The organism is Pristimantibacillus sp. PTI5 (assembly GCF_048572955.1).
Taxonomy (GTDB): Bacteria; Bacillota; Bacilli; order Paenibacillales; family Paenibacillaceae; genus Pristimantibacillus.
The window spans coordinates 4,844,858-4,866,524 of record NZ_CP183886.1 but is presented as its reverse complement, the minus strand read 5'-3'; the positions used below and the strand labels follow the sequence as shown (position 1 = coordinate 4,866,524).

At 53.1% G+C, this 21,667-nt stretch carries 16 protein-coding genes; 2 read left to right on the top strand and 14 right to left on the bottom strand.

Annotated elements, in window-relative coordinates:
* Positions 1-105 precede the first annotated feature (105 nt).
* Both ACN6MW_RS21770 and ACN6MW_RS21765 read left to right on the top strand, forming a co-directional pair.
* Complete coding sequence (locus tag ACN6MW_RS21770; RefSeq protein ID WP_419872032.1) at positions 106-492, top strand: DUF4280 domain-containing protein; 387 nt, start codon at positions 106-108, stop codon at positions 490-492.
* Position 493: 1 nt separating this feature from the next.
* Entirely contained in the window at positions 494-2,254 is a 1,761-nt protein-coding gene (locus ACN6MW_RS21765) for a hypothetical protein (protein WP_419872031.1), read from the top strand.
* A gap of 111 nt (positions 2,255-2,365) precedes the next feature.
* Here the strand turns inward: ACN6MW_RS21765 and ACN6MW_RS21760 are convergent, their stop codons facing one another.
* The 14 genes from ACN6MW_RS21760 to ACN6MW_RS21695 all read right to left on the bottom strand — a co-directional run bounded on the left by ACN6MW_RS21760 (position 2,366) and on the right by ACN6MW_RS21695 (position 21,640).
* The gene (locus ACN6MW_RS21760) at positions 2,366-4,036 is read right to left on the bottom strand and encodes a hypothetical protein (RefSeq protein ID WP_419872030.1); all 1,671 of its coding nucleotides are present in this window, start codon (positions 4,034-4,036) and stop codon (positions 2,366-2,368) included.
* Positions 4,037-4,062: 26 nt separating this feature from the next.
* Positions 4,063-6,168, bottom strand: coding sequence for a phage tail protein (locus ACN6MW_RS21755; protein WP_419872029.1), 2,106 nt, complete (start codon positions 6,166-6,168; stop codon positions 4,063-4,065).
* Positions 6,169-6,201: 33 nt separating this feature from the next.
* Positions 6,202-8,466: a putative baseplate assembly protein gene (locus tag ACN6MW_RS21750; RefSeq protein ID WP_419872028.1), complete on the bottom strand. Its 2,265-nt coding sequence runs from the start codon at positions 8,464-8,466 to the stop codon at positions 6,202-6,204.
* A gap of 63 nt (positions 8,467-8,529) precedes the next feature.
* Positions 8,530-11,622, bottom strand: a complete 3,093-nt coding sequence (locus tag ACN6MW_RS21745; RefSeq protein WP_419876413.1) for a baseplate J/gp47 family protein — start codon at positions 11,620-11,622, stop codon at positions 8,530-8,532.
* A 20-nt stretch (positions 11,623-11,642) separates the two neighbouring features.
* Entirely contained in the window at positions 11,643-12,044 is a 402-nt protein-coding gene (locus tag ACN6MW_RS21740; RefSeq protein WP_364143723.1) for a GPW/gp25 family protein, read from the bottom strand.
* Positions 12,045-12,065: 21 nt separating this feature from the next.
* The gene (locus tag ACN6MW_RS21735; protein WP_419872027.1) at positions 12,066-12,794 is read right to left on the bottom strand and encodes a phage baseplate assembly protein V; all 729 of its coding nucleotides are present in this window, start codon (positions 12,792-12,794) and stop codon (positions 12,066-12,068) included.
* Positions 12,791-13,876 (bottom strand): phage late control D family protein, encoded by a 1,086-nt coding sequence (locus ACN6MW_RS21730; protein ID WP_419872026.1) that lies wholly within the window; start codon positions 13,874-13,876, stop codon positions 12,791-12,793. The genes ACN6MW_RS21735 and ACN6MW_RS21730 overlap by 4 nt, the downstream gene beginning before the upstream one ends.
* A gap of 4 nt (positions 13,877-13,880) precedes the next feature.
* Positions 13,881-14,507: a CIS tube protein gene (locus ACN6MW_RS21725; protein WP_419872025.1), complete on the bottom strand. Its 627-nt coding sequence runs from the start codon at positions 14,505-14,507 to the stop codon at positions 13,881-13,883.
* A gap of 27 nt (positions 14,508-14,534) precedes the next feature.
* Positions 14,535-18,155, bottom strand: a complete 3,621-nt coding sequence (locus ACN6MW_RS21720; RefSeq protein WP_419872024.1) for a hypothetical protein — start codon at positions 18,153-18,155, stop codon at positions 14,535-14,537.
* Positions 18,156-18,276: 121 nt separating this feature from the next.
* Complete coding sequence (locus tag ACN6MW_RS21715; RefSeq protein ID WP_364143736.1) at positions 18,277-18,738, bottom strand: phage tail protein; 462 nt, start codon at positions 18,736-18,738, stop codon at positions 18,277-18,279.
* Positions 18,739-18,747: 9 nt separating this feature from the next.
* Positions 18,748-18,918: a DUF6760 family protein gene (locus tag ACN6MW_RS21710; RefSeq protein WP_419872023.1), complete on the bottom strand. Its 171-nt coding sequence runs from the start codon at positions 18,916-18,918 to the stop codon at positions 18,748-18,750.
* A gap of 29 nt (positions 18,919-18,947) precedes the next feature.
* Entirely contained in the window at positions 18,948-19,328 is a 381-nt protein-coding gene (locus ACN6MW_RS21705; RefSeq protein ID WP_053377658.1) for a hypothetical protein, read from the bottom strand.
* 126 nt (positions 19,329-19,454) lie between these two features.
* Positions 19,455-19,889: a phage tail protein gene (locus ACN6MW_RS21700; RefSeq protein ID WP_065386021.1), complete on the bottom strand. Its 435-nt coding sequence runs from the start codon at positions 19,887-19,889 to the stop codon at positions 19,455-19,457.
* Positions 19,890-19,927: 38 nt separating this feature from the next.
* On the bottom strand, positions 19,928-21,640 hold the full coding sequence (locus tag ACN6MW_RS21695) for a phage tail sheath family protein (RefSeq protein ID WP_364143742.1): 1,713 nt from the start codon (positions 21,638-21,640) through the stop codon (positions 19,928-19,930).
* Positions 21,641-21,667: the final 27 nt, after the last annotated feature.

Here is a 21,667-nt window from a genome sequence, read left to right as displayed (position 1 = left end):
TTTTAGTAGGTTTTTGTTGATGGTGCTTATGGCTTATAGTACTATTAAAATAGTAAAAAATAGGAGGGGCGGACTTATGCATGCCCACTCGCGGAAAGGAATTTTATGGGACAACTAATATGCGGCGGAGCCACGATGCAATGCTCTTTCGGAGCAGCTCCGGGTACGTTTAACGTGCTGCCTGCCAATCGCGTTTTGACGGCGATGCCGATCGCGAACATTATGGATAACAAGCCGATGGTTAATATTTTGCCGTTTGGCGTATGCAGCTCTATGGCAAATCCAATGGTGGCAGCCGCTACGGCAGCTGCGCTCGGCGTGCTTACCCCTCAGCCCTGCATTCCCGTCACAGCCGCACCATGGGTACCCGGATCGCCGACGGTTCTAGTCGCGAACATGCCCGCTCTCAACAATTCATCCAAATGCATGTGTAACTGGGGAGGCGTCATTCAGTTCGTAAATCCCGGACAAATGACGATACAGGTGCCATGACATGATCGAGCAAATTCTAAACCCCATTATCAAACCCATTAAGCAAAAGATTATCGCACCTCTCAAACGGGCCAAAACACTTCCTAAGCGCATGCTTGCTGTGCTGCGCAAATGGCTGGTCACTGCTATTTTCGGACCGCTTCGCTCGCTTAACAATTATTTACGGATCGGCAGCTATTATATTGCGAAGAAGCTCATCGCGCTTGTGCTCGTTATCACCCTTATCATCGTTTATTTCGGATTTATTAGTCCGCCAGCCTTTATTAACAAATGGTTCGGCCGTACGCCTCAGCTGCAAGCTGCTGCCGCTGCGGAAAGCGGATTTACGGGAACTGCCTCCGTCCTTGATGGAGATGGCAAGCTGTTATTTGAAGGACAGCTGGAAAACGGTCAATACACGGGAAACGGCAAGCTCTATTATCCAAACGGAGAGCTTCAATATCAGGGTGATTTCGCCAAAGGCGTCAAGGAAGGCTCGGGCGAGCACTTTGATGACAAAGGCGTGCTATTGTATCGCGGTGCGTTTGCTGCCGATCAATACAGCGGCGCCGGAACATTATTTTACCCGGATGGAAAGCCCAAATATGAAGGCCAGTTTCTTGCTGACGCATATGAAGGCGCTGGCACGGAGTACGGTTCAGACGGCAGCATCGTCTATGCCGGCACGTTTGTAAAAGGCAAATATAACGGAGACGGCAAGCTCTACAGCGGCAAAGATAAGCTTAAATATGAAGGCCAGTTCAACAACGGGACCTACGAGGGTGCAGGCAAGCAATATGACGACAATGGCCTGCTTATGTATGAGGGAAATTTCCTCGCGGGCAAGTTTTCTGGTCCAGGCAAGCACTATTTCCCTTCCGGCTTTGTAAAATACGAAGGCGCATTCCTGCTCGGCAGCTACCATGGGGCCGGCAGCTTGTTTAACGAAACCGGATCCGTCGTTTATACGGGCTCTTTTGCGAACGGACAGCAAAACGGTACGGGACAAATCTATAATGCCGCAGGCGGAATCATGTATGACGGCAAATTCGTAAACGGAAAATACGAGGGCGTAGGAACACTGTTTGATGCGGACGGAGCACTGCTCTATAAAGGCTTTTTTCGCCAGGGCAGCTTGTATTCGGAAGGTTTCTTGAATCTCTCGCTCGTGAAGCTGCAAGAAATGTTAGGCGCACCGGATGCCCCTGCGGAAGAGGCGGTAGATGAAGCGGCTGGAGAAGAGGAATTGCAGCTTGATGCAGCTGCGGAATCCGAAGCAGCAGTTGGATCGCCATCACCCGAAGCAACGGCTGCTCAACCAACTGCAACGCCTGAATCTCCAAAAAACGAGGTTCAAACGTTGTCTGAAAGCAATGCAGACGCTCCGCCGGCTGACGATAAGCCTTTAAATGCAGCGGAATCAGAGGACTCGGAGGCTTCAGGGGAAGGCGCAAATGATACGGTTCCCTCGGAGGGCTTGGCGGACGAAATCATTTTGCCGCAGACGCTGACATTCAGCGCCATGCAAATGACTTTTGTCCTAGAGGTCGATGAGGATAATCCGGAAGCTTTCTATGTACAGCAGCTAACGACTTGGAATGCGGTCATAATGGAGCAAACCTACAGCCGCTTGTTAGCCGCCAAAACGCCTTCAACGAAAGAAAAACTAGATAACGGTCGCACACGCATCATTTTTAAATCTAACGACATGCTTCTTACCTTCTTAATGAACACAGACAAGCCTGTACGGCTTGAAATCACGAAAATCGTTCCTGAATCATAGGAAAAGGCAGGCTGAGGGAATATCCTCGGCCTGCCTTTTATTTTGTGCGGCGCTGTAAGCCCATTCCGGAGGATCGTAGTCGAGATCCTCTGAAACGGCCTGAATTAAAGCTTATTCCTGCTGCGATGCGGCAGCCTCTGCAAGTCCTGTATCCGAGGGGTCATCCGCAAGCACGGCAGCCTGCGCAGCGCCCAAGCTCTTGAATGCCCACCAGCGAACCGCGATGACAGACGCCGATGATTCCGTTTCGCCCTGCAGCTTCATGCCAATCCGGAATGTGCCTTTCTCGGGATATACAAGGGTTCCGAGCGATACATTCGGAATATCCGGCTCGAATTCGGTGCCTTTGAATACGTCGCTTTGACCGTAATACACCTTCTTCATCGTACTGGCCGTATCCCCCAATACCGATCGATCGATTTCTTCAAGACCGACTACAACGGAAACCTGCCCCTCGCCTAAGCCGTGCTGGATCTCTTCCGATACGTAGTTTTTCTTGCCCCGCGAGAAGAAGAAGCCGCCGGTTTTGCCGATAGACTCAAGCGCTACCTCCATGGTGCCCGTCGAAATCTCATCGTACAAATGCTGCGGACGCGGAATGCCCAGCTTAAAATCAAACTCATTGCGGTCAGGATGATACTGCACGTCGAGTGTCGGCTTTGCATCGTATTCCAAATCATGCGTCTCGGCGCTTGCAAAAAACTTATGCAGCGACGAAGAGCGCGAGGTTTGCGATAACCGCTGCAGCAGCGACGTGCTTTCAATGTATTCGTCAAACGGAACACGGTCTACCTTCTCGATCATATACGTCGGGCCCATTTGGAGAAGGCTGATTTTGGCTAAGCAGATGCTTTGATCAGCCGCGCCTTCTACGGCTTGCTCCAGCGTCCGCTCATGCCAGTCCTTTAGGATGCGGTTCGCTACGGGCTCGTCCAACACCTCAATGGTATGCTTCGCATTCGTGTCTAACGGAATAGCCGAGTCGCCTATCGTCAGCTTTGCAGCTTGGCACGGAACGGTAAGCTCTGCTTTGCCGCCTGCCTTCAGCGGTGCCTTTACATGGAAGCTCACTGCATATTCCGTTTCCTGCGCATCTCCAGGCTCTGCGAATTGGACCCGTGAACCGTCATTTCCGACAGGGGTGAACCCTGCTGCTTCATAATCATATTGAAACGCAATCCGCGGCGTTTGGAGCGTCTTCTCGACGACAAGCTTGATCTCCACCACCTCGCCGGCATTGACGTATTTAGGCATGCGCTGCGTGATGCGAACGTTCGGGTCCTCATAAACCGTGACCACGTTTTCGAGCAGGCGGACGAATTCGAACGAGGATGGCGCCGGCGCTTCTTCGTTAATGAACAATCGGTAGGATTCCAGAACCCGGTTATACTCGCTTACTTCATCGTTGCGAATAGCCGAGTTTCCGACCGAATGTACGGGCTCCTTGCCCTTCTCGTCATATGCGATGCACAAATATACATTTTTCTTATATTCATTGTTCGTGAAGCCTTCAATCATGGACAGCTTCAGCGTAACCGGTGAAGGAATGACCAGCTCGCGTCCGATATAATCGATCGCAACGCCCATTTCGACCGAGATCGTTTTATCGTCTACCGCTACAACCTGCATGCCGGATAACACGCCGCTGCCGTAAAGCAAACGGTTCAGCAGCCTTCTTTTATCATTGAAATATTTCTGCTCCGACTCGAAATCGCGCACTGTGAGCAGCTTCCCGTAAAAATAACGATTTCTCTCAAATGGATACAGCCTCGATTTTTTCACCTGTACCGCTCCTTCGCGTTTTTATATTATTCCAGCTCTGAATCCATTTCTAAGCGGGTATGGACATCCAAGCGCTTCTCCATGCCGATGTCTACGATCAACGTATCGTTTGGCATCGTTCGTTCCGGGTTCAGCTTAAGCAGGGACGGCTCCGTCAGCACCGTATTAATGCCTAGATACGTATGGAGATCCAGATACATCCAAGGCTGCAGCAGCACAAGCTTCGCCTCCGTAAAAGCCGGCTTTTGCTCGTCCAGCAGCTGCTCGATAACGACCCGCTGCTTCTCGGTCGGAGCCTGCTCCGGCTTCAGCAGCACCGTAAAGGTGTAAGGATCGCCGCCGTACAGCTGATCCGTCAGGTGGCGCAGCTCAGCATTATCACGCATTGCTTTCGTTTGAAAATATTCCACGATCAAAGGCGATATACCGGTATAAATCTCGATCGTTTTCATCAAGCCTTGCCGCGTCCCCCGGTAACGATACAGCTCCGGCGCTGCCTGGATAAATGCTTGAACCTGTTCATCGGTCCAATAATCATCGGTTTCCAGACCGACCCAGGTCGCCAGCCAGCGCAAATGCTCGCCTGTTGCCCGTTCCGGATCGATATACCTCGATAAATCCTCGATTTCCTCCTCGATCCCGGAAAATAAAGTGCCGAATAATGATAAATAGCGTTCAAGAAAATCGCGGCTTGCCGGGTCCTCTTGGTAGACAGCCGGCAAATAAGACAAGTAGGTATCCCTAGGAAAGTATATGCGCATCGACTCCAAAAGAGGCGTATACCTTTCAGAGGCGATCCATTCCATTTTTAACCATAAATAACGGCCCTTTGCCCCAAAAAACAAGGCATCGTTCGGGTTAATAACGGGCTTCGACCAGAAGCCCTCCAGACCCTTCAGCTTCTCGCGGCAAGGAATTGTCGAATCCGTAATCCAATCGTCAACTTTTCGGTACCTGCCGTTAATGATGCAGCTGTCTTCGTTTTGGCTGAAATAAGAAATATGCAGCTGCGTTCCGTCAGGGATAAACGTCTCAAGCGCCATTTTATGCCAGACGGTCTCGGCTTCTGCGCTGTCAAACGCCTGCGAAAGCCAAACTCCCTCGGGAACGCCCGTTTCCTCCATAAGCAGCGTCTGCGGCTGCAGGTTCAAGATCGTTACGTTTCCGTCTTCGCCGTTTAAGATGTACATGCGGTCCTTTTCATCAATCAACAGCTGGTCCGCTTTGCCGCGAAAGCCCGTCACGCGCCCAGCTGTCTCGCCGAGGGCATTCCATTGCGTAATAAACCGGTCATCCTCGCTTACCTGATCCATTTGCCGCGTATCGCCGATATAAAGCGTTCCGCCGCTGTCAACGCAAAGCCCCGCATACGGCAGTGAGGGAAGCTCGCTTTTTACGCTCATGCGCCCGCTTGCCTGAAAGCCGAACAGCCTTGCATATAACGTATCGAATATATAAAGCTCGCCCGAAGACGATATCGCCATATAATAGGTTCGGTTCAAATGCCTCAGCTTCGCCCGAACATGCTGGGTAAAGCCCGGATCGCTCCATACGCCGGCCACTGCGCCGCCAAGCGTAAATTGGACAATGCCCAGCTTCGCGCCTTCTGCAATCGTCGGTTCATCCGTCCCCAAGTCGAGCTCAAGCGGCGTCAGTACGTAGACATAACGTTTATCTGCCGCAATCGCAAGCGGATGCAGGGGTATGCCGTCGGCCTCTTCCCCGACTCGCGACCAAATGGTTTGTCCATTGCCTGTATGGTAAGCCGCTACCGTTCTCTCGCTCGTCCGGTCGGCCGCAAATAAAAGGTCGCCTGAGGCGGCCAGTCTGGCATTGGCGCTAAATAAACCGTGTCCCTGCGTAAACAATCGTTTATGGTCTGAATTTCGCCGGTCGTAAATCCATAAATCCGCGCGCTCATCCAGCAAATACATATGCTCATGCTGCGAGACAGCCAGCTCCTTCACGGGTGCCGTGCCTGAGAGCTCATTAAGCAGAAGCGTCCCTGCGATTCCATATCTGTTATCGCGGCGAACGCCGTATCCGGCTGCGTGGTACCCGAGATTATAACTGATACCGCGCTGCCAGTCCTGCTCGCGGTTGATCGAGAAAAAGTGGTTTTGTCCGTTCATGCTGTACCTCCTTTGCAGCCGATTACCGCGATGCTACAGATGCGTGCGACTAATAAGTTCAATTTCATGCTGACCTGAGAAGACGAGCCCATGCGGCGGCAGGATGATATCGCCTCCCGCGCTTTTCCTCACATGCGGACCCTCCGCGTCTATCCACAGATCCTGTATGTAGACGACGCCGCTTCCCATGCTTAACGCGCTGTAAATATCGCCTTTATACACGGATCGGCCGAAGGCCCAACCTTTCGCCCCATGCTCGCCGTCAAGTGGACGCAGCAGCTGTTTCAGCTGTTCAACCAGCCGCTGGCCTTCATCTACGAATTGCGGCTCCACAACAACGACGGCGTTGACGGTCACTTTAATATAGACCGGGGGGATGACATGCACTTCTGTCGTAACCAGCCTTCTCGTGTCGAGATTGCGTTTGACGGTCTGAAGAAATCCGGCGCTTGGCGTCGGTGTATCGGTCAGCCCATAGGGGATAACGACGACCGAAATTTGGCCAGCGGCTGTTTCCCTCGGATAATCAGCCAGTCCCGGCTTGAAGAGCGGAATCGCATGGACTCTGGCGACAGCTGCGCCTGGCGTTGCTCTTGCAAGCGTTTCGTAATCCTCGTTCGTTACTGCGCGGAACGTATGCTTTAACTCAGCTTGCGCTCGCTGCAGCGTGAACGGTAAGGTTTCCGCTTCGGCTCCGCCTGATGCGAATCCGGGGTTGTCCACCTTAATATGAAAAGCCCTTTGCGCGTCGTTTACCCATTCCGAAATGAGATGCGGTTTCACATTGCCGCGGTCGCCGCCGCCAAGCTCGCAGGCAGTCAGCATGATATTCGTGTCTAGGCCCGCAGCCGGAATAGCTCCTCTTTCCCCGTTGCCGAAATGAATGAGCCTTTTCACGGGATCGTATACGAAATGAAGATCTCCCGGCTTCGAGCGGTCAAAATCATCCACTCTGGTCCAGTCCTGCCATTTGTAAATGCCCTGAGGCTCCAGCTCGCCCACCTGCAGGCGAAGCGCATCGCGTTTCTTGCAGGATAAGTGGTAAAGCTCGAACGTCTGGCTGGGCAGTCCGCTGCTGCGTCCAATCTGCCGGTAGAGATCGAAATCAGGCTCGCTTGCAAGTACCCTTACCGTCTCGCCGGGGGGCGGAATCGCGCCGGATGAGCCGTCGCTAAACCGTACCGTGACCCGGTCAAGGGATTCATGCCTAATAACCGTATAGATCATGGGCGGACGGTCCATTTGAGGCAATAAATCTAAGGAAGCGGCTTCCTGCCAGTATTGCCAAGCACCGTCTGCATCCCGAACTTGAACGCGTATTTGGCCAAAAACAGCCAAGTAGGTTTCAATCTGTATTTCTTCATTCGGTTCACCTTTAACCGAGCATTCAATCATTTCGCTTAGAGTGTTTTTCTGCTTGGCTGCTACGGTATGCAGCATAAGCTGCCGGATGCGGGGCGGCATTTCATAGCCTGCCTCCTCCACCGTCGCGCAAATCCAATTGCGCGCTTGTTCGCTTGCAGGGTGAACCGTTACGCTGCGCATGCGCGATTTCAAGCGGAACGTTAGTTTTCCGCTCAGCGTCAGGTGGAGAGTCTCGTCCTCTATAATCTCGACAGGCATCCAACCCTCCACGCCAGTGGCATCATCCAAGCAGTATGCCTTCCACGAAAGCCTTGCTGAGGGAGAAATAGCCGAGCGGTTCACGGCCAGCGTTTGCTCCGAATCCTGATGGCTATCCGCGCCGGTTTCCTGCAGCTTTATGTTAATCGTTACCTGCTCCTGCGCCTCCAGCTCCCGATCGAAGGAAAGATACAGCTTCGAGGCTGCCTTTGCATCCTTGCCGAAGGCATAAAAGGCGACGTTCGCATGATCATTTGTGGCCGTTACGTCATTTGCTTCCCGTTCCGTCCGGGTAACGATCCGGTCCAGCGCAAGCGGCGTAAGCGCTATGGAGGCTTCCGTCTCAAACATCTGGTCCTCGGCCATCAGCTTCGTACCGCGTGGCAGCGTTAATGGTTGATTCACGTTTGAAAACTGAATAACCGCTCTCGATGAGCGGGCATCCGCGGGCGCGACACCGAGCAGATCAAGAAATCTGAGCTTGTTTTTCTCGGGCACGCGGCCGATGAAATAACGCTGCATCTCCGTCAACCACGCGAACAGCTCAATAAACGTAATCCCGGGGTCATGCGCGTTTTCGTCCGTCCACTCCGGTACCCGCTTAGGGATCAGCCTTCTTGATTGCTGGACGATTTCTGCATAGGTACGGTCGTCCAAGGGCAGCCTTGGCAGCATAGGATCTCTCCTTCCTTTATATGATTTGGATTTGGTTTAAAGGCCGCAAGGTAAAGATTCCGATCATCCCGGGGCCGGTACAGCCGTAATCGTATGCGTTCCATTAACGACGATGCCGTGAATGACTTCGTCCATCCGGGCGGGATCCCATTCGGTCTTGATCCCGTTTTCTATTTTGATGATATGTAAATATAAACGATCAATATATAAAAGCGAACGGACAGCATGCAGAAGGGAATGCAGCACCGAAACATGCAGCGCTTCGCCGATATTCCAGCCGTTCCCGTCGACATTGCCGGAAACCGGATTCAAGAAAGCGTTAAGCTTGGCAGCGCAGGCCATCTCGAGCGGCAGCAGCTCGTCCACCGATTCAGATACAACCGTCGCATTCACCGATACTTCCAAATAAGCGGGTTCGATCACGCGTATGGCTCCGCCCACAGAAACCATATTGGAAGCCGTTCGCGAAAGCTCCCGCTCCACGGCTTTGCGAAGCTCGGGAAACTGGGCCGCATTCGCTATGCCGCCCGCCGGAAAGGCTACCACCGTCATCGAGCCCGGCGAACGTTCGAGCAGCCCGTTGCGGTTGCTTAGGCATTTAACCTTCGCAATTTGCGGATACGCCTCTCTTGCGATCCATTCCACATCCTTCGCCGTAACCGCGCGTCCGCGGTGTTTAAGCCGCTGCGGTCCCCTCGCGAGAACCTGTTCGACCCGTTCCGCGTCGCCACCGCCAATCGATGGCGACGGATTGCTCACGCTGCTCACGAAAGCAAACGGAAGCACCATCCCCGTTATTTGTCCGGCATCCACATGGCCGCTTGCGCCGGCTGTTGTTTTAAACCGAACGCGCACCGTCTCTGCCGTATCCGACGAAGGCAGCTTCCCTCTGACGCCGTCGCCAAATTGCAGCGTACCTCCCGCATGGTCAGGCAAATAATGCCGATCGATGGGACCGGATTCCGCAAGCGAAGCCACAGGCTGCCATCTCACCCAAAACCGTTGGTCATTGTTATCGCCGTCTCGTTGCAGCTTATAATAATCAGGCTGCGAATCGCTTAGCGTTGCCCGATCCATGGGCGTAACATGCTCCAATTCGTCCACCCATACCTCTTCCTCGATAAAAGCAGCGGGAGCCAGCTGCACGTACCCGTCCGAGGGTATCGTCAGCTCCTTTTCCTGGCTGACTTGCTGCCTGACGGAAACCGCATTTAGATATAAGCTTGCGGCAACCGGATTTCCAGGATAGGCGTCTCCAAGCAAGCTGTCACGATTGACAGCCCGGATCCAATAGCGTTCGCGCCCAAACAAGCGAACCTTAGCCATTGTCGGCGGTCCTACCCACTGCAGCTCCCCGCTAACCGTCAACGCGTCCGTGCTGTCTGCCACCTTGAGAGGCTGCCATACTTGGCGGCCGGCTTCTTGGCACAGCGCCTCCCATTCTACCCATGGCGGCTGGCTGCGAACCGCAAATCTGCGTTCAAGCTCGATATGCAGCCGAATCGGGCCTTTTGCCGGAGCGGCATCAAAAGAAGCGTACATCGCTGGATGGCTTGCCTGAATAGGCTCAAACAGCTTGAAGCACTGACCTCCCTGCTGAGCGGAGGAAGTGCGGTCTCGGTTGTCAATATTGCTTCTCGTATACACATGCTCCGGCATAAATAAGGATTGCGAGCCGTGTGCGTAGGAAAGCGAGGGCTTCCCAAGCCAAGGCGACATGTATTCAACCACGGGGGCAATAATCGGATCGGTTTGCAGCACACGCGCCCTGATCCAATAATCGGAAGCGCCGTTGACGAACGTTTGCGTCATATCCTCCGGACAATCGAAAGTAAGGGTGAAGCTTCGATCGCTTTGCTCCGGCAGCTCCGCAAACAACGTGCCAAATTGCTCGCTTCCCGGCAGCCTGGCCCAATTGCCTCCGTCCCAATACTCCCATTGCACGCTTCTGATGCATACGCGCGGCGGGTCCTTCTCATCGAAGTCAGAGGTCCGCATAACCATCTTCCACTTGACTTCAGGGTCCTGAGCCATGCGCAGCCGGCTCGGTATCGCCTTCGCCGAAAAGGTCAGCTTGATTTTGCTTTCACGCTTGCTGAACGCTTCCTCGCAGGATAAATAGAATACCGAATAAGGGACAAAATGCTCCCCGAACGGAAAAAATCCATCGCTCAGCAGCTCCGTATCATTAAAATACAAGGCACCGGGCTGAATGCCTGCGTCATCGCCAGCCGCGTCATGCGCCGCTCGCAGCCTGATTTTGTCCATTTCCAAATGCTTCTTCAGAAGAGGGGAGGCCTTCCCCGGCAGCTGCTTCACGGTGCATCTGATCCATCGGCCGGTTACGCCTTCATGCTCTGTCAGCTCCAGCTTCCCTGCTTGTTTTTTATGTAAGATAACCATGTTTCCAGCAGCCGTTGCTGATTCAAATTTCACCCATTTCCCGTTGCAGGGATATGTCCATTCCACCCATTCCGAAGCAAGCGACGCGGCAAGCTCGGGCTCTGAATAACGTTTCTCGGTATGATGAACATTTAAATAAAAACGGCTGGGGCGATCCACGAGAAACAGATCGTCATGGCGAATAAAAAGCGTATGCTCCTGCTCATTCGCCTTCGAGCTTGTATCGAACAAGCTGACAGGCTCCGCTTGGCCGCCTTTCAAGCGATCCCCGTAATCAAGCGCAGCCGTAGCGATATGATCCCGTTCCGGATGCACGTTGATCCACTCCATGAGCTTAGCGGGCGTTGCAAGCAGCGCTTTCTCCGTCTCAAAAACGAGCGGCTCGCCGCCCGCCGGATGCGGCGCAGTCAATGCGATGCCGGCCGGCAAATAAACGGGATCGACCGTCCCTTCGCTAAGCTGGAACACCACCGAAGCCCGGGCTGGGCGAGGCGGCTGCAGCTTCACCTCTATCAGATCGAGAAAGGCTAGAAAATGATTAAGCGGCGCTTGATTGAGCCGATGAACCGTATCCTCCAGCATCTCGGCGGTCAAATAGGCAAGCCCCGTCCCCGCATCAGGCTCCTCCTGCGAGAAGCGCCATTCCGGCGTATAATGCGGCGCCATCTCCTTCAGCTGAGCCATAAAGGAGGATAACGTATTATGATTTATTTTCGGCGGACGGTTGTCACCGCCCTTTCTTCCCCCGCGCATCGTCACGTTATTCGCTCCCGTTATTTCGTTCCTTCCTCCAAATAGAAAGGAAAGACCTGATTGAATAGATTGTTTGTCGATCTTACGGCATAAGAGACGCTCATCAGCACGCGTCCGTTATTATGCCGATCGGGCTTTACTTCAACCTCTACGTCCTTCACCCTTGGCTCCCATATCCGAATCGCTTCCTGCACATCGCTTGCGATAAGCCGCAGCGAGGTTTCATCCGTCGTGCCAAATACAAAATCCCTTAGGCCGCAGCCAAAGTCGGGACGCATCAGCCGCTCGCCCTTCGAGGTGCGAATGATGATCCGGATCGCTTCCTCGATATCTTCTTCGCCTTCCGCCATGCGAATGCGGCCGGTAGTCGCGTCAACCTGAACAGGAAACTTCCATCCTTTTCCCAAAAACGATGCCGGCATCGGCTGCTGCCCCCTCTAGCATTAATTGATTTTGACCATTGCGCCCTTTAGCGATAAAATGCCGGTAGCTTTGACTTCAAGCATGCCGTTTGATTGAAGCGTCAGCGATGCATCCGCCTCCACTTTCACCTGCGTGCCCTTTACGGTAACCGACTTTGTGCCCGTTACCTTAACGTCGCCCTGCCCGTTCATTTCAATCGTCGAGGTTGTCCCGCACTTGATGGTCACCTTCTTGCCGGTCTCATCCAGCTTGATCGACTGCTGCTGATCCTGCGTTTCAACCGTAACGGTCTTTTCCTTATCCGCAAAAGTTATGTTGTGACCTTTGGAGGTCTTTATCGTAATTGTGCCTGCGCTGCTCGTATCGTCAAACGTAATTTCATGCCCGGTCTTCGTTTTGATTTTACGAACATCGTTTTTATCGTTCGGCGCCGGCGGCTTTTGTTTTTTGCTCCATAATGACCCGATAACGATCGGCTGGTCCAGCCGTCCCATCAAGAAGGCTACCAGAACCTCATCGTTTACCTCCGGCAAAAAGAGAGAGCCCATATCGTTTCCGCCCATTAAGGTAGCGACGCGAACCCAATCGGTCTGCAGCTCGCCCTCGCGCAGAGGAAACTTCACTTTTACGCGGCCGAGCTTGTCGGGGTCCTTGTTATCGGTTACGATGGCATTCCATACGCCGGATAGCTGCTCGGATTGCATCGAGCGTTGATGCTGGTCAAAAAATCCAGGATACATCGTGCTCATATCGCATTCCCCTCCGTCTCAAAATAAGTCATGTAGCCGCTTGCTGCGTCAAGCCGATGCGTAACCTTTGTCAGCCTCAGGACCTGATCGAGCTTTTCGCTGCCAAGGCCTTCGATTTTAATTAATTCGCCAGGCTTAAACTCGGGAAAGCCGATAGAGGTGCCATGTCCGATAACAAGCTCGCGCGATATGCGGTCCAGCATCGATTTTGCGAGAGACTGCGCTTCATCCTGCGATGCGGCCTGCGTGTAAACGACCTCCATCTTTTGCGTGGACAGCATGCCCGCTACGCTTGGTCCGCTCTTCGGGTTCCCGCCGATAATGGTGACAGAGCTTGCTACCGACTCTATCGCTTGCATCTTATCGACGTCGTAGCCGCGGACCTTGACTTGTGAGGTCTGGCTGGAAGCATCGACCGTTAACGTGAACTGCACAAGATTTTTCCCGTATTTGAGCGCAATGAGCGGGTCACCGGATGTCTTGGGCTTTTTAAAATAAAGCTTTGATGCCGTCACGTAGAAATGACGGTCATTATCCATCGCAAGCGAGCGGATAAAATGATAGTCGCTGACCCCGATCTGCTCAATGGTTTTTTTCGTAACCGTCGTATCGTCCAGATCAACGGATAAACCGTAATTACCGGCAATTTGCCTTACGACATCGGTATCCTTCATTTGGTTCCATACCTTAGAATGCGACGTCTTCATTAAGAGAAAGGAGCGGTCCATTGCCGTTACGGTAATCGTCGGGCTGCCATTCGACGGAAAATCGAGGGAATAGCCCGTAATAATCCCGTCAAAAACGAGCGATTTCTTATCCGCATAACCAAGCTTGATTTGCAGCTTCTTGCCCACCGCAATCGTCGATCCCACCCATTGCATGCGGGACTCGCTCCAAATGTAACCATTCGATACCGAAAAACGCGCGATGTCGGCCTGGGCATCCGTCGTTTGCTCCACGTCGACCCATTCAATGGCCATATCCAATAATCTGATCGACTGGCCTTCGATGATAATATCGGTTTCGGGCGCGCTGAAGTCGCCGTATTTGGCTTCCAAATCCTCAAAGGAGTTTACAGGCACGTTATCACTCCAATCTCGGAATCGTTAAGCTTCTTCCGGACAGCAGCATGCGCGGGTTATCGATCCCGTTCGCTTCCGCGATATGCCGCCATGCACCCGGGTTTTCATATTCCTCGGCAGCGATCGACCAGAGCTGGTCACCCTGCTTGACGGTTTTCTGCTTGGTCCGGTCGGCCGATTGGCGCGGAATTGCTTGATACTGCTCCTTCATCGTTTGCGAGCTGAGCATTATGACCGTTAATGATGCCCGAACGGGAACGCCGGTCTCCAGGAACATCGTATATTTCTGCGAAATACTCGTGATTACGCCTTTAAAATCGAGGGAGCCCCAAATGAATTTACAGGTTGGCGGCGTATGAAGATCCGAATCCACATCGAGAATACCAACAATTTTGGAGGTATGGGTACGTACGTCAATCCCTGCTTCATAGGTGTCAAAAAACAAATTAAGCGTCAGAGTCGTCCGGTCGCCGCTCGTGAATTGGGAGAGCGGGGTTTGCAGGCCCGCGATCTCCTTCTCTGAATATTGATTGCCGGACTCCATCTCGTAATCGGTCGGGTTAAAAAGCACGTCTACCTTTTCGGTTTCCTTCGCCCGGAAAATCCAAAACTGCGCTTTGCTTAATGCCATTCGCCATTCCCTCCTCATCCGGCCATTCTAGTAGCCTCGTCTTCGCTGCTCCAGCTTCATCTTCCGCTCCAAAGCCTTATATACTTGATCCGCAATCGCTTCGGGACGAAGCTGCGGAATTTTCATAATCATTTTTTGCAGCTTCTCGGGATCCAGCTCCCGCGGCGCCTCTACCTTCACTTGCGGAGGCGGCTCCTGTACGGCAGCTTGCTTCGGCTTATGATGAGAGAGTTCAGGCATCCCGCCCCGATCGGCGAACAGAAATGAGCCGCCGTCACTCGATGATTGGTTTGCGTTTGCGGCACCGCTGATCCCGCTGCGGCTGCCTGCGGCCGCTGCATAGCTCAGCCGGGCCTGCCCGTTCACCGCTCCGGCTGTCTGAGCGGCGCTGCCTGTACCGGCATCACCTGCCTGCACGACTGTCGTCAAGCCTTGCAATGCCGACAAATGTTGTACCCGCGCAGCTGCAGCGCTCCTCGCGCTTGCCGAACGCCGCTGAATCGACTGGAGCAGGCGGCTGCCTGCCTGCATGCCTCTGCTTGAGAAAGCGGCTGGCTGAGCTTTCTGGACCAGCCGATTCAAGCCCGCTGCTTTTGAGTTACTGACGCTAGATGGCTGCGCTGCGGTACGCTCGGAAAAGCCGCCTTCCTGGCTTGCTTCCGCAGCTCCAGCGAAAACATTCCTCTGTACGCTTAGAGCAGGATAAGCACGCATGGATGCGGATGCCATGGCTGCTGCCGCGGCAGCTCCTTGCTGCTCCAAGCGCTTGAACTGCCTAGTCGCTGCTTCGCCTGCCGCAGCCGCGGATCGTTTTAATGCTTTCGAGCCGGTCTCCAAGCTGTCGCTTTTTCTTGCTTTTCCTCGTACGGATCGCTGGACTAAGCTTGCAGAGGCCGCCCGGTTCAAAGCAGCCAAAGACTGTCTTTGAACCGCTGCCGCTTTCCCCTTTAGAAGCTGCGATGGAACCGGCGGTTCAGCCCGTCCATCTGCTGCTTGCACAGTGTCTGCACCGCCTGAAGCCGTTCTGAAAACGAGCGGCTCAACCCGTGCTGCTTCCCTCTGAACGGGGACAGCCTTTGCAGCCTGAATCGGCTCGCTCGCAATATCGTTTGGCAATGCAGGCGCTTGCTTTAATGGGGTTGCTAGGTTGCCGGCTTCGGGAATGCTCCGTTCTGCCGGAACGATTTTAGACTGTACGAATTCAGGACTCTGACGTCCGGTTTTTCTCCGGGCATGATAGTTGGCTGGACCAAAACCATTACTTGCCGTTCCGTCCTTCTGAGCAGATAGGGCTGTCTCTGGACGTTTAGAATGGGGCATTCCACTTCCCGTTAAGCCGCTTGTCTCTGGCAGCTTATGAGAGAGCCTAAGGGCGCCTCGCAAAAGCATTGTTTTCTTGCCGCTTTCCCTGGCGAGCAATTGCCCGCGTACCGCATGCTGCCGTTCCGCTTCAGGAGCCGATTTCACTCCCGTTTGCATGTTAGCTTGCGATTTCGTAAACGGCTTGGCTTCCGCTTCTGTTTCCATTATTGCTTTAGTTGGTGCTTTAGTTGGTGCTTGAGTCGGTGCTTTAGTTGGTGCTTTAGCAGCCGATTTCGCAGCGGTCGCGCCGGAATGGTCCGGCCCCATCTCTGATCTGGGCATCTCCGAAGCTGCTGTCCTTCTATGTACGATAGCCTTGCGGCCGCGAGATGCCGTATTCTCATCCGCATTTTTGCTCGAAAGGCCGGATATTTGCCGGGTTCCCGCTGCTGCCGGACGGTTTAAGCTGTCTGCTGCTGTTTGCAGATTAAGCTGCGATAGGCTAGGCTCAGCAAACTGCTGCAAGAGCCTTTCCTCATAGCGACGCAGGATCAGCTGCGCCGGTTTTGCGGCAAAGCGGATGTTGCCGGCTTTCAAATAAGCGGTTACCGCTGCTTCGGGCATTTTATTTCTTAGCTGTCCCTGCTGCTTGGCTTGATCCTTCGGCTCATTTGCAGCATTAGATGACGAATTGCTATTGTTGCCTGAATTGGTCTGCTGTCTGCTTGCCGGAAATCCGTCAGCGGTTGCAGTGACCTTTGATGGTTTATCTACAGGTAATACCGGATTTGTTCCGCCTGGCCTGCTTGGAACTGCTGTATGTGAATGATCGCTTGCAATGGACTGCTCCGCTTGCCCGCGCTGTGTTCGATGAATGAAGCGCTTGGCTGAAATCGCCATGCTGCTCGTACCCGCATCATGCTTTGCATTATCTGCCAAAGACTGCGGCTTGCGCTGCAGCATCAACAGCTGGAGCCTAATCCGGTTATGGTCCGCTACAGAACCCGTGATTACCCAATTGCCGGACTGGCGCGCGATGCTCGTTTCAAACGGTTTAATGCTTGAACGGGCGGCTTTTGTTGCCGAGCGAGAGGCTGCTGCTCCCACACGAAGCTCATTACTTTGCACGGCAGCCGTCCCCGTTGCTTCTACCTGCTCATCTTCTTGCTTATGATCCCTGCGATGCTCTAATGCTTGCCTTCTATTGACGCTTGCTCGAGCCACGTTCTTATCCGTTTCCTGCCTCACTGCCTCGGCCCGCTTCGCTGCCTCGCGCTGCTCCAAACCCGCAGTCACGGCGCTTCGCTCCGCTTCCTGCCTTACTGCTTCGGCCGGCTGTTCCTGCCGATTCGCAGCACGCCTTGCATTCGTAAGCCGCAGCGCCGAGTTTCGGGAAGCCGAACCTTTGCCGGTGGCTGGCAAAAGCTGTACCCGTTCCTTCGCCAGAGGTTTTCTAAGCTCCTCCAGACGGCGAATCGATTGTATGACAATGCCCGGCTGAAGCCTCGCTTGCACCCATTTATAATAATCCGCTTGCAGCTCTGCCTTCCATGCTTTGATCGGCGTGCCGGCTGTTTGCGGTATCGTTCCCTGCCATAATTCACGTTTCACCCTTACCGGGCTGCTATCGCCCAGCAGAGGTTTTTCCGAATTCCCCTTGCTGCTGTTAATCTTGTTGCGCTGCACTATAATGCGCTCTGCCGATTTTCCTGATGTCTGCTTATTGCTGTTTTGAGCGTTCTCGTTACGGTGCTTCTGGCTGCTAACGGCATTCTTTTCCGCTTGCTTGTTTATGCTCTGAACAGCCTTCTCCAACTGCTTGTTGCTTATATCGACGGATTTCTCCGCCTGCTGTTTGCTGCTTTGGACCGTTTTATTCAACTGTTTGGCGCTGCTCTGTACTTTAGCCTCCAGCAGCTTGGTGCTGGTAAAGCTTCGCTTCGCCTCGCCCGTACCGTCACCGGCGGCAGGCTGCGTCATTGCTATTTCTCTTATTGTTCTTTGTTCCTTTATGACATGCGTCACGTCGCGGAACACGATTTTTTCACGCTCTACCGTCACTCGCTCGCGTTCGATCATCCGTTCGGTCCTGCGCTCCGGGCTTGGCAAAGCTTTCTTATTGCTGCTCTGCTTTGGCTCCGTCGGCTTTGGTGCCAACACTTGGATATGCAAGGTTTGCTGCGTAATGCCGGGTTGGCTTTTTAACACATGCGACATGGCAGCCCGTTCGAACTTATTGCGTCCCGCGCTAGTTTTATATTTATTTAAGATGCCTCCGGCAAACGGCTGAACCGACGTCGGTTGTTGTGTCACAGCTTTTCCCGTACGGTCCGCTATACGTTTCATCCGATGCATCCTCCTATTCGAATTCATATGAAATACGCGCCGCATCCATCAAATGGAATAATTGCTGTTTATTTGCGCGCTTAACTAAGTCTAAAAAAACTCCATCCAAAACCTTTATGCCTCACGCCTGAAAATCGCCATACAAGCCGCTATGGATAATTTCAATCGTTTCAACGGCTACGTCGCTCGTGCTGGCATTAAGCTGCGGGCCCGTCCATTTCACCGGATAGGCGTCAAAAAAGCTCCAGCGTCCAAACTCCGTTCCATCTGCGGATTGCAGCACAATCGCGCCGGTCTTACGGTCAATCGTTCCATCGATGGTGCTCTCATACCAGCTCCAAAGCGCCGGTGATTTGGTCATGCCTTTACGTAATACAAGATTCGGAAACCGAACGCCCTTTGGCAGCTTATGAACATAACCGTTCACTCCGCCTTCGCGGTATTCCTCAATTTCCGTCTCCGCCTCCAGCCCCGATACCTCGGAGAAGCCTGCCACGAAGATGTCGTCGAGCTCGACCCAAAATTTGAACGTTGTCGCTACATCGTGAAAGCGACCTTTCTCTTGCCCCTTCATGACTGCCATAGCGCAGCGTCACCTCTTTCCAAAAACGTCGAAAATGTTTTTCTTGCCGCTGCTATCCGTATCATCATTCATCTTGCGGTTGATTTTGGAAATTTCATCGCACCATCGGCGGCGCTCGGCATGCTCCATGTTCATGATATCGTCATGCGACCAATGGAAATAATAAGCGACGAAGCCCACCTCTTCGTACAGCCGGTCAACCGGGTAACCTAAGAGAGAGCTTCCGTTAAGGACAAAAAATCGACAGCCACCTCAAACTCGTGATCACATTTCGGACAAGCGGTAAGCACCTTAGGGGCCTCTAAATCGTTAATTTGGCGATACAAATTTTGCAGGTAAGCAAGATCGGCCGTGAACAGCTTCTCGATCAGCTTCGTATCGATATGCCTCACGTCGCCCAGCCTTGTAACGACTCTCGCCATCAAAATAACCGTCAGATAGCTCGGATTGGACTGAACCCTCGGGTCCTTCATCGGTAAAATCTCGTCTGCTGCCGTTGCGAGCCGCATGACTCCGCGACGGTGGAGATTGCCTTGATCATCCACGTAGCCGCGGGGTAATTCAAATTCGTATTCCGTTTGAAAAGCCATTGCTGTTTCACTCCAATCATTTCCTGTGGCTTCTTCTTTAAAAAAGAGGAAAACAAGAGAGGAGCGCACGATTCCTCGCCCGCCGCCATCCCTTGTTCGCCAAAAAACAAGCTTTGCTGCTCTGTCTTACGCGGTGCGCGTCAAGCCTTCATGCGCGAATTCAATCAGCTCAAGCGCAACCTCATTGCCGGTACCGTTAAAGGTAGGCGCAGTATATTTTACCGGCCAAGCTTCGATAACCTGCCATGTAGCCACGTCTTCGCCTTCTTCATCAAGCGCGATAATCGTAATGGTTTTACGCTCAATCGTGCCTTCTGCGCATTCTTGAAGCCATTCGTAAAGCTCCATGGATTCCGTCGTGCCCCATTTCAACGAGATGTTGCCGTATTTAATCAAGCCTGGAAGCTTGCGGGGCGTAATAACCTCATTGCCCTCGCGGTACTCGACGACATCAAAGGTTGCCTCGAAACCGGAAACCTCGCTAAATCCTGCTTGCTCAAGACCTTCTACTTCTACACGAAATCTAAAATTGCGATATGGATCAATACGATCTCCTGGCATGTGGATCCCCTTCCGTTATTCGATATGGAAGCTAATTATTATTCCGAGCCTGTCTTCTGGGTGATGCGGAACACGACAAATTCAGCTGGTTTCACCGGCGCTACGCCGATTACGCAAACCAATCGTCCGTTATCGATGTCGTCCTGCGTCATCGTAGAACGTCCGATTTCGATATAAAAGGCTTCTGACGGGCTTGTACCCGACAAAGCGCCGTCACGCCATACGCGTGTCAAGAAAGCATCGATCGTACGCTGTACGCGGGCCCATAGCTGCTCGGTATTCGGTTCGAATACGACCCAGCTTGAACCGTTTTTGATGGAGCCCTCGATGAAAATAAACAAACGGCGCACGTTGATGTATTTCCATAGCGAATTGGACGAACATGTACGTGCGCCCCATACGCGGATGCCTTGGCCGGTAAACGCGCGGATCAGGTTGACGCCCGCAGGGTTAAGAATATCCTGCTCTCCGTTGTTGTATTGCACATCCAGGCCGACTACGCCGCGAAGCGTTTCGTTTGCCGGAGCTTTCTGCACGCCGCGCGTCGTATCCGAACGGGAGTAAACCCCTGCGATCGTACCGGACGGCGGTACAAAAATGTTGCGTTTATCGAGCGGATCGAACACTTGCAGCCACGGATTGTACAATGCGCAGTAGCTCGAATCAAAGAGATCGCGATGAGCGAGAACATCCTGAACCTTCGTCGCCTCGCGCGGAAGATCGAGAATCGCGAAGCGGCTTCCCAAAATTTCGCAATGCGCAACGAGCGACAGCTGGACGTTCGGGTCAGTTACCCCCGGAATCGCCATAATGCTGACAACATCGTTATCGATAAATGATTGGATACCCGTTCTTTTGCCTGGACCGAAGTCTTCGCCGATAAAATCGGCAGCCGATAGGCTTGCTGCCGTACCGTCGCTTCCGCCCGAGAGCAAAATTTCAAATGCGGCCGTCTCGGAGCCTGCAATTTGCTCAAGGGGAGCAACGCTAGCATCCGATACCTTCAGCACTTGCACCTCAACGATATTAGAACGCGAGATCAGCTTCTCTACATAGTTCGGCGCCTCTGGGTTAAGCGATGCCTTCTCGTAGGTTTCCGACTCTGTGCCGTATAGCACGTTCAGAGTAAACTCCGATGTGCTAAGTACTTTGGTTGGAACAAGCGCAGTATCAACAACATCGCCTTTAAGCGCATCCGCAAGCTCAATGACTTGATCATGCACGGATACGATTCGGTTATATTGCTTCTCCGTTCCGTTTGTGAAGACAACGACATCGCCAGCATAGAAGCCTGCTGCGTTTTTCACGCGGTAACGATTGCCCTCGCTTGCTTCAAAAATCGGTGTTTTGGCTTTGCTTGCAGGCACGATAACCGCACGAACCTGATTTCCCCAAGCGCCCGGGTTCTTTGCGGCGATAGAGAGAACAGCATCCTTTTGCGCTTCGTTAGAAGCTGTTTTTGCATCCGACGGCGCTACCCGGGTAATATAGCAGCGGGAGCCTCCGTTCGTGAAAAACTGGTTAACGGCATAAGCAAGAAAACGGTATGAGCCGAAAGCATTTTCAGATAAATAGGAACCGTATACGCGTCCAAAATCTGCCGGGCTCGTAATAAGCTGCGGCAATCCTTCGACTGGTCCGCGAGCAGCAAGACCGATAAAGCCCGCTGTGCTTGTACTAACACCCTCCAGCGGTTTGGCGCCGCTCTCGAATTCCTCCACATAGACGCCTGGCGATAAATACTCAGCCATGTGTGATCTCCTCTCTGAATCTATTTA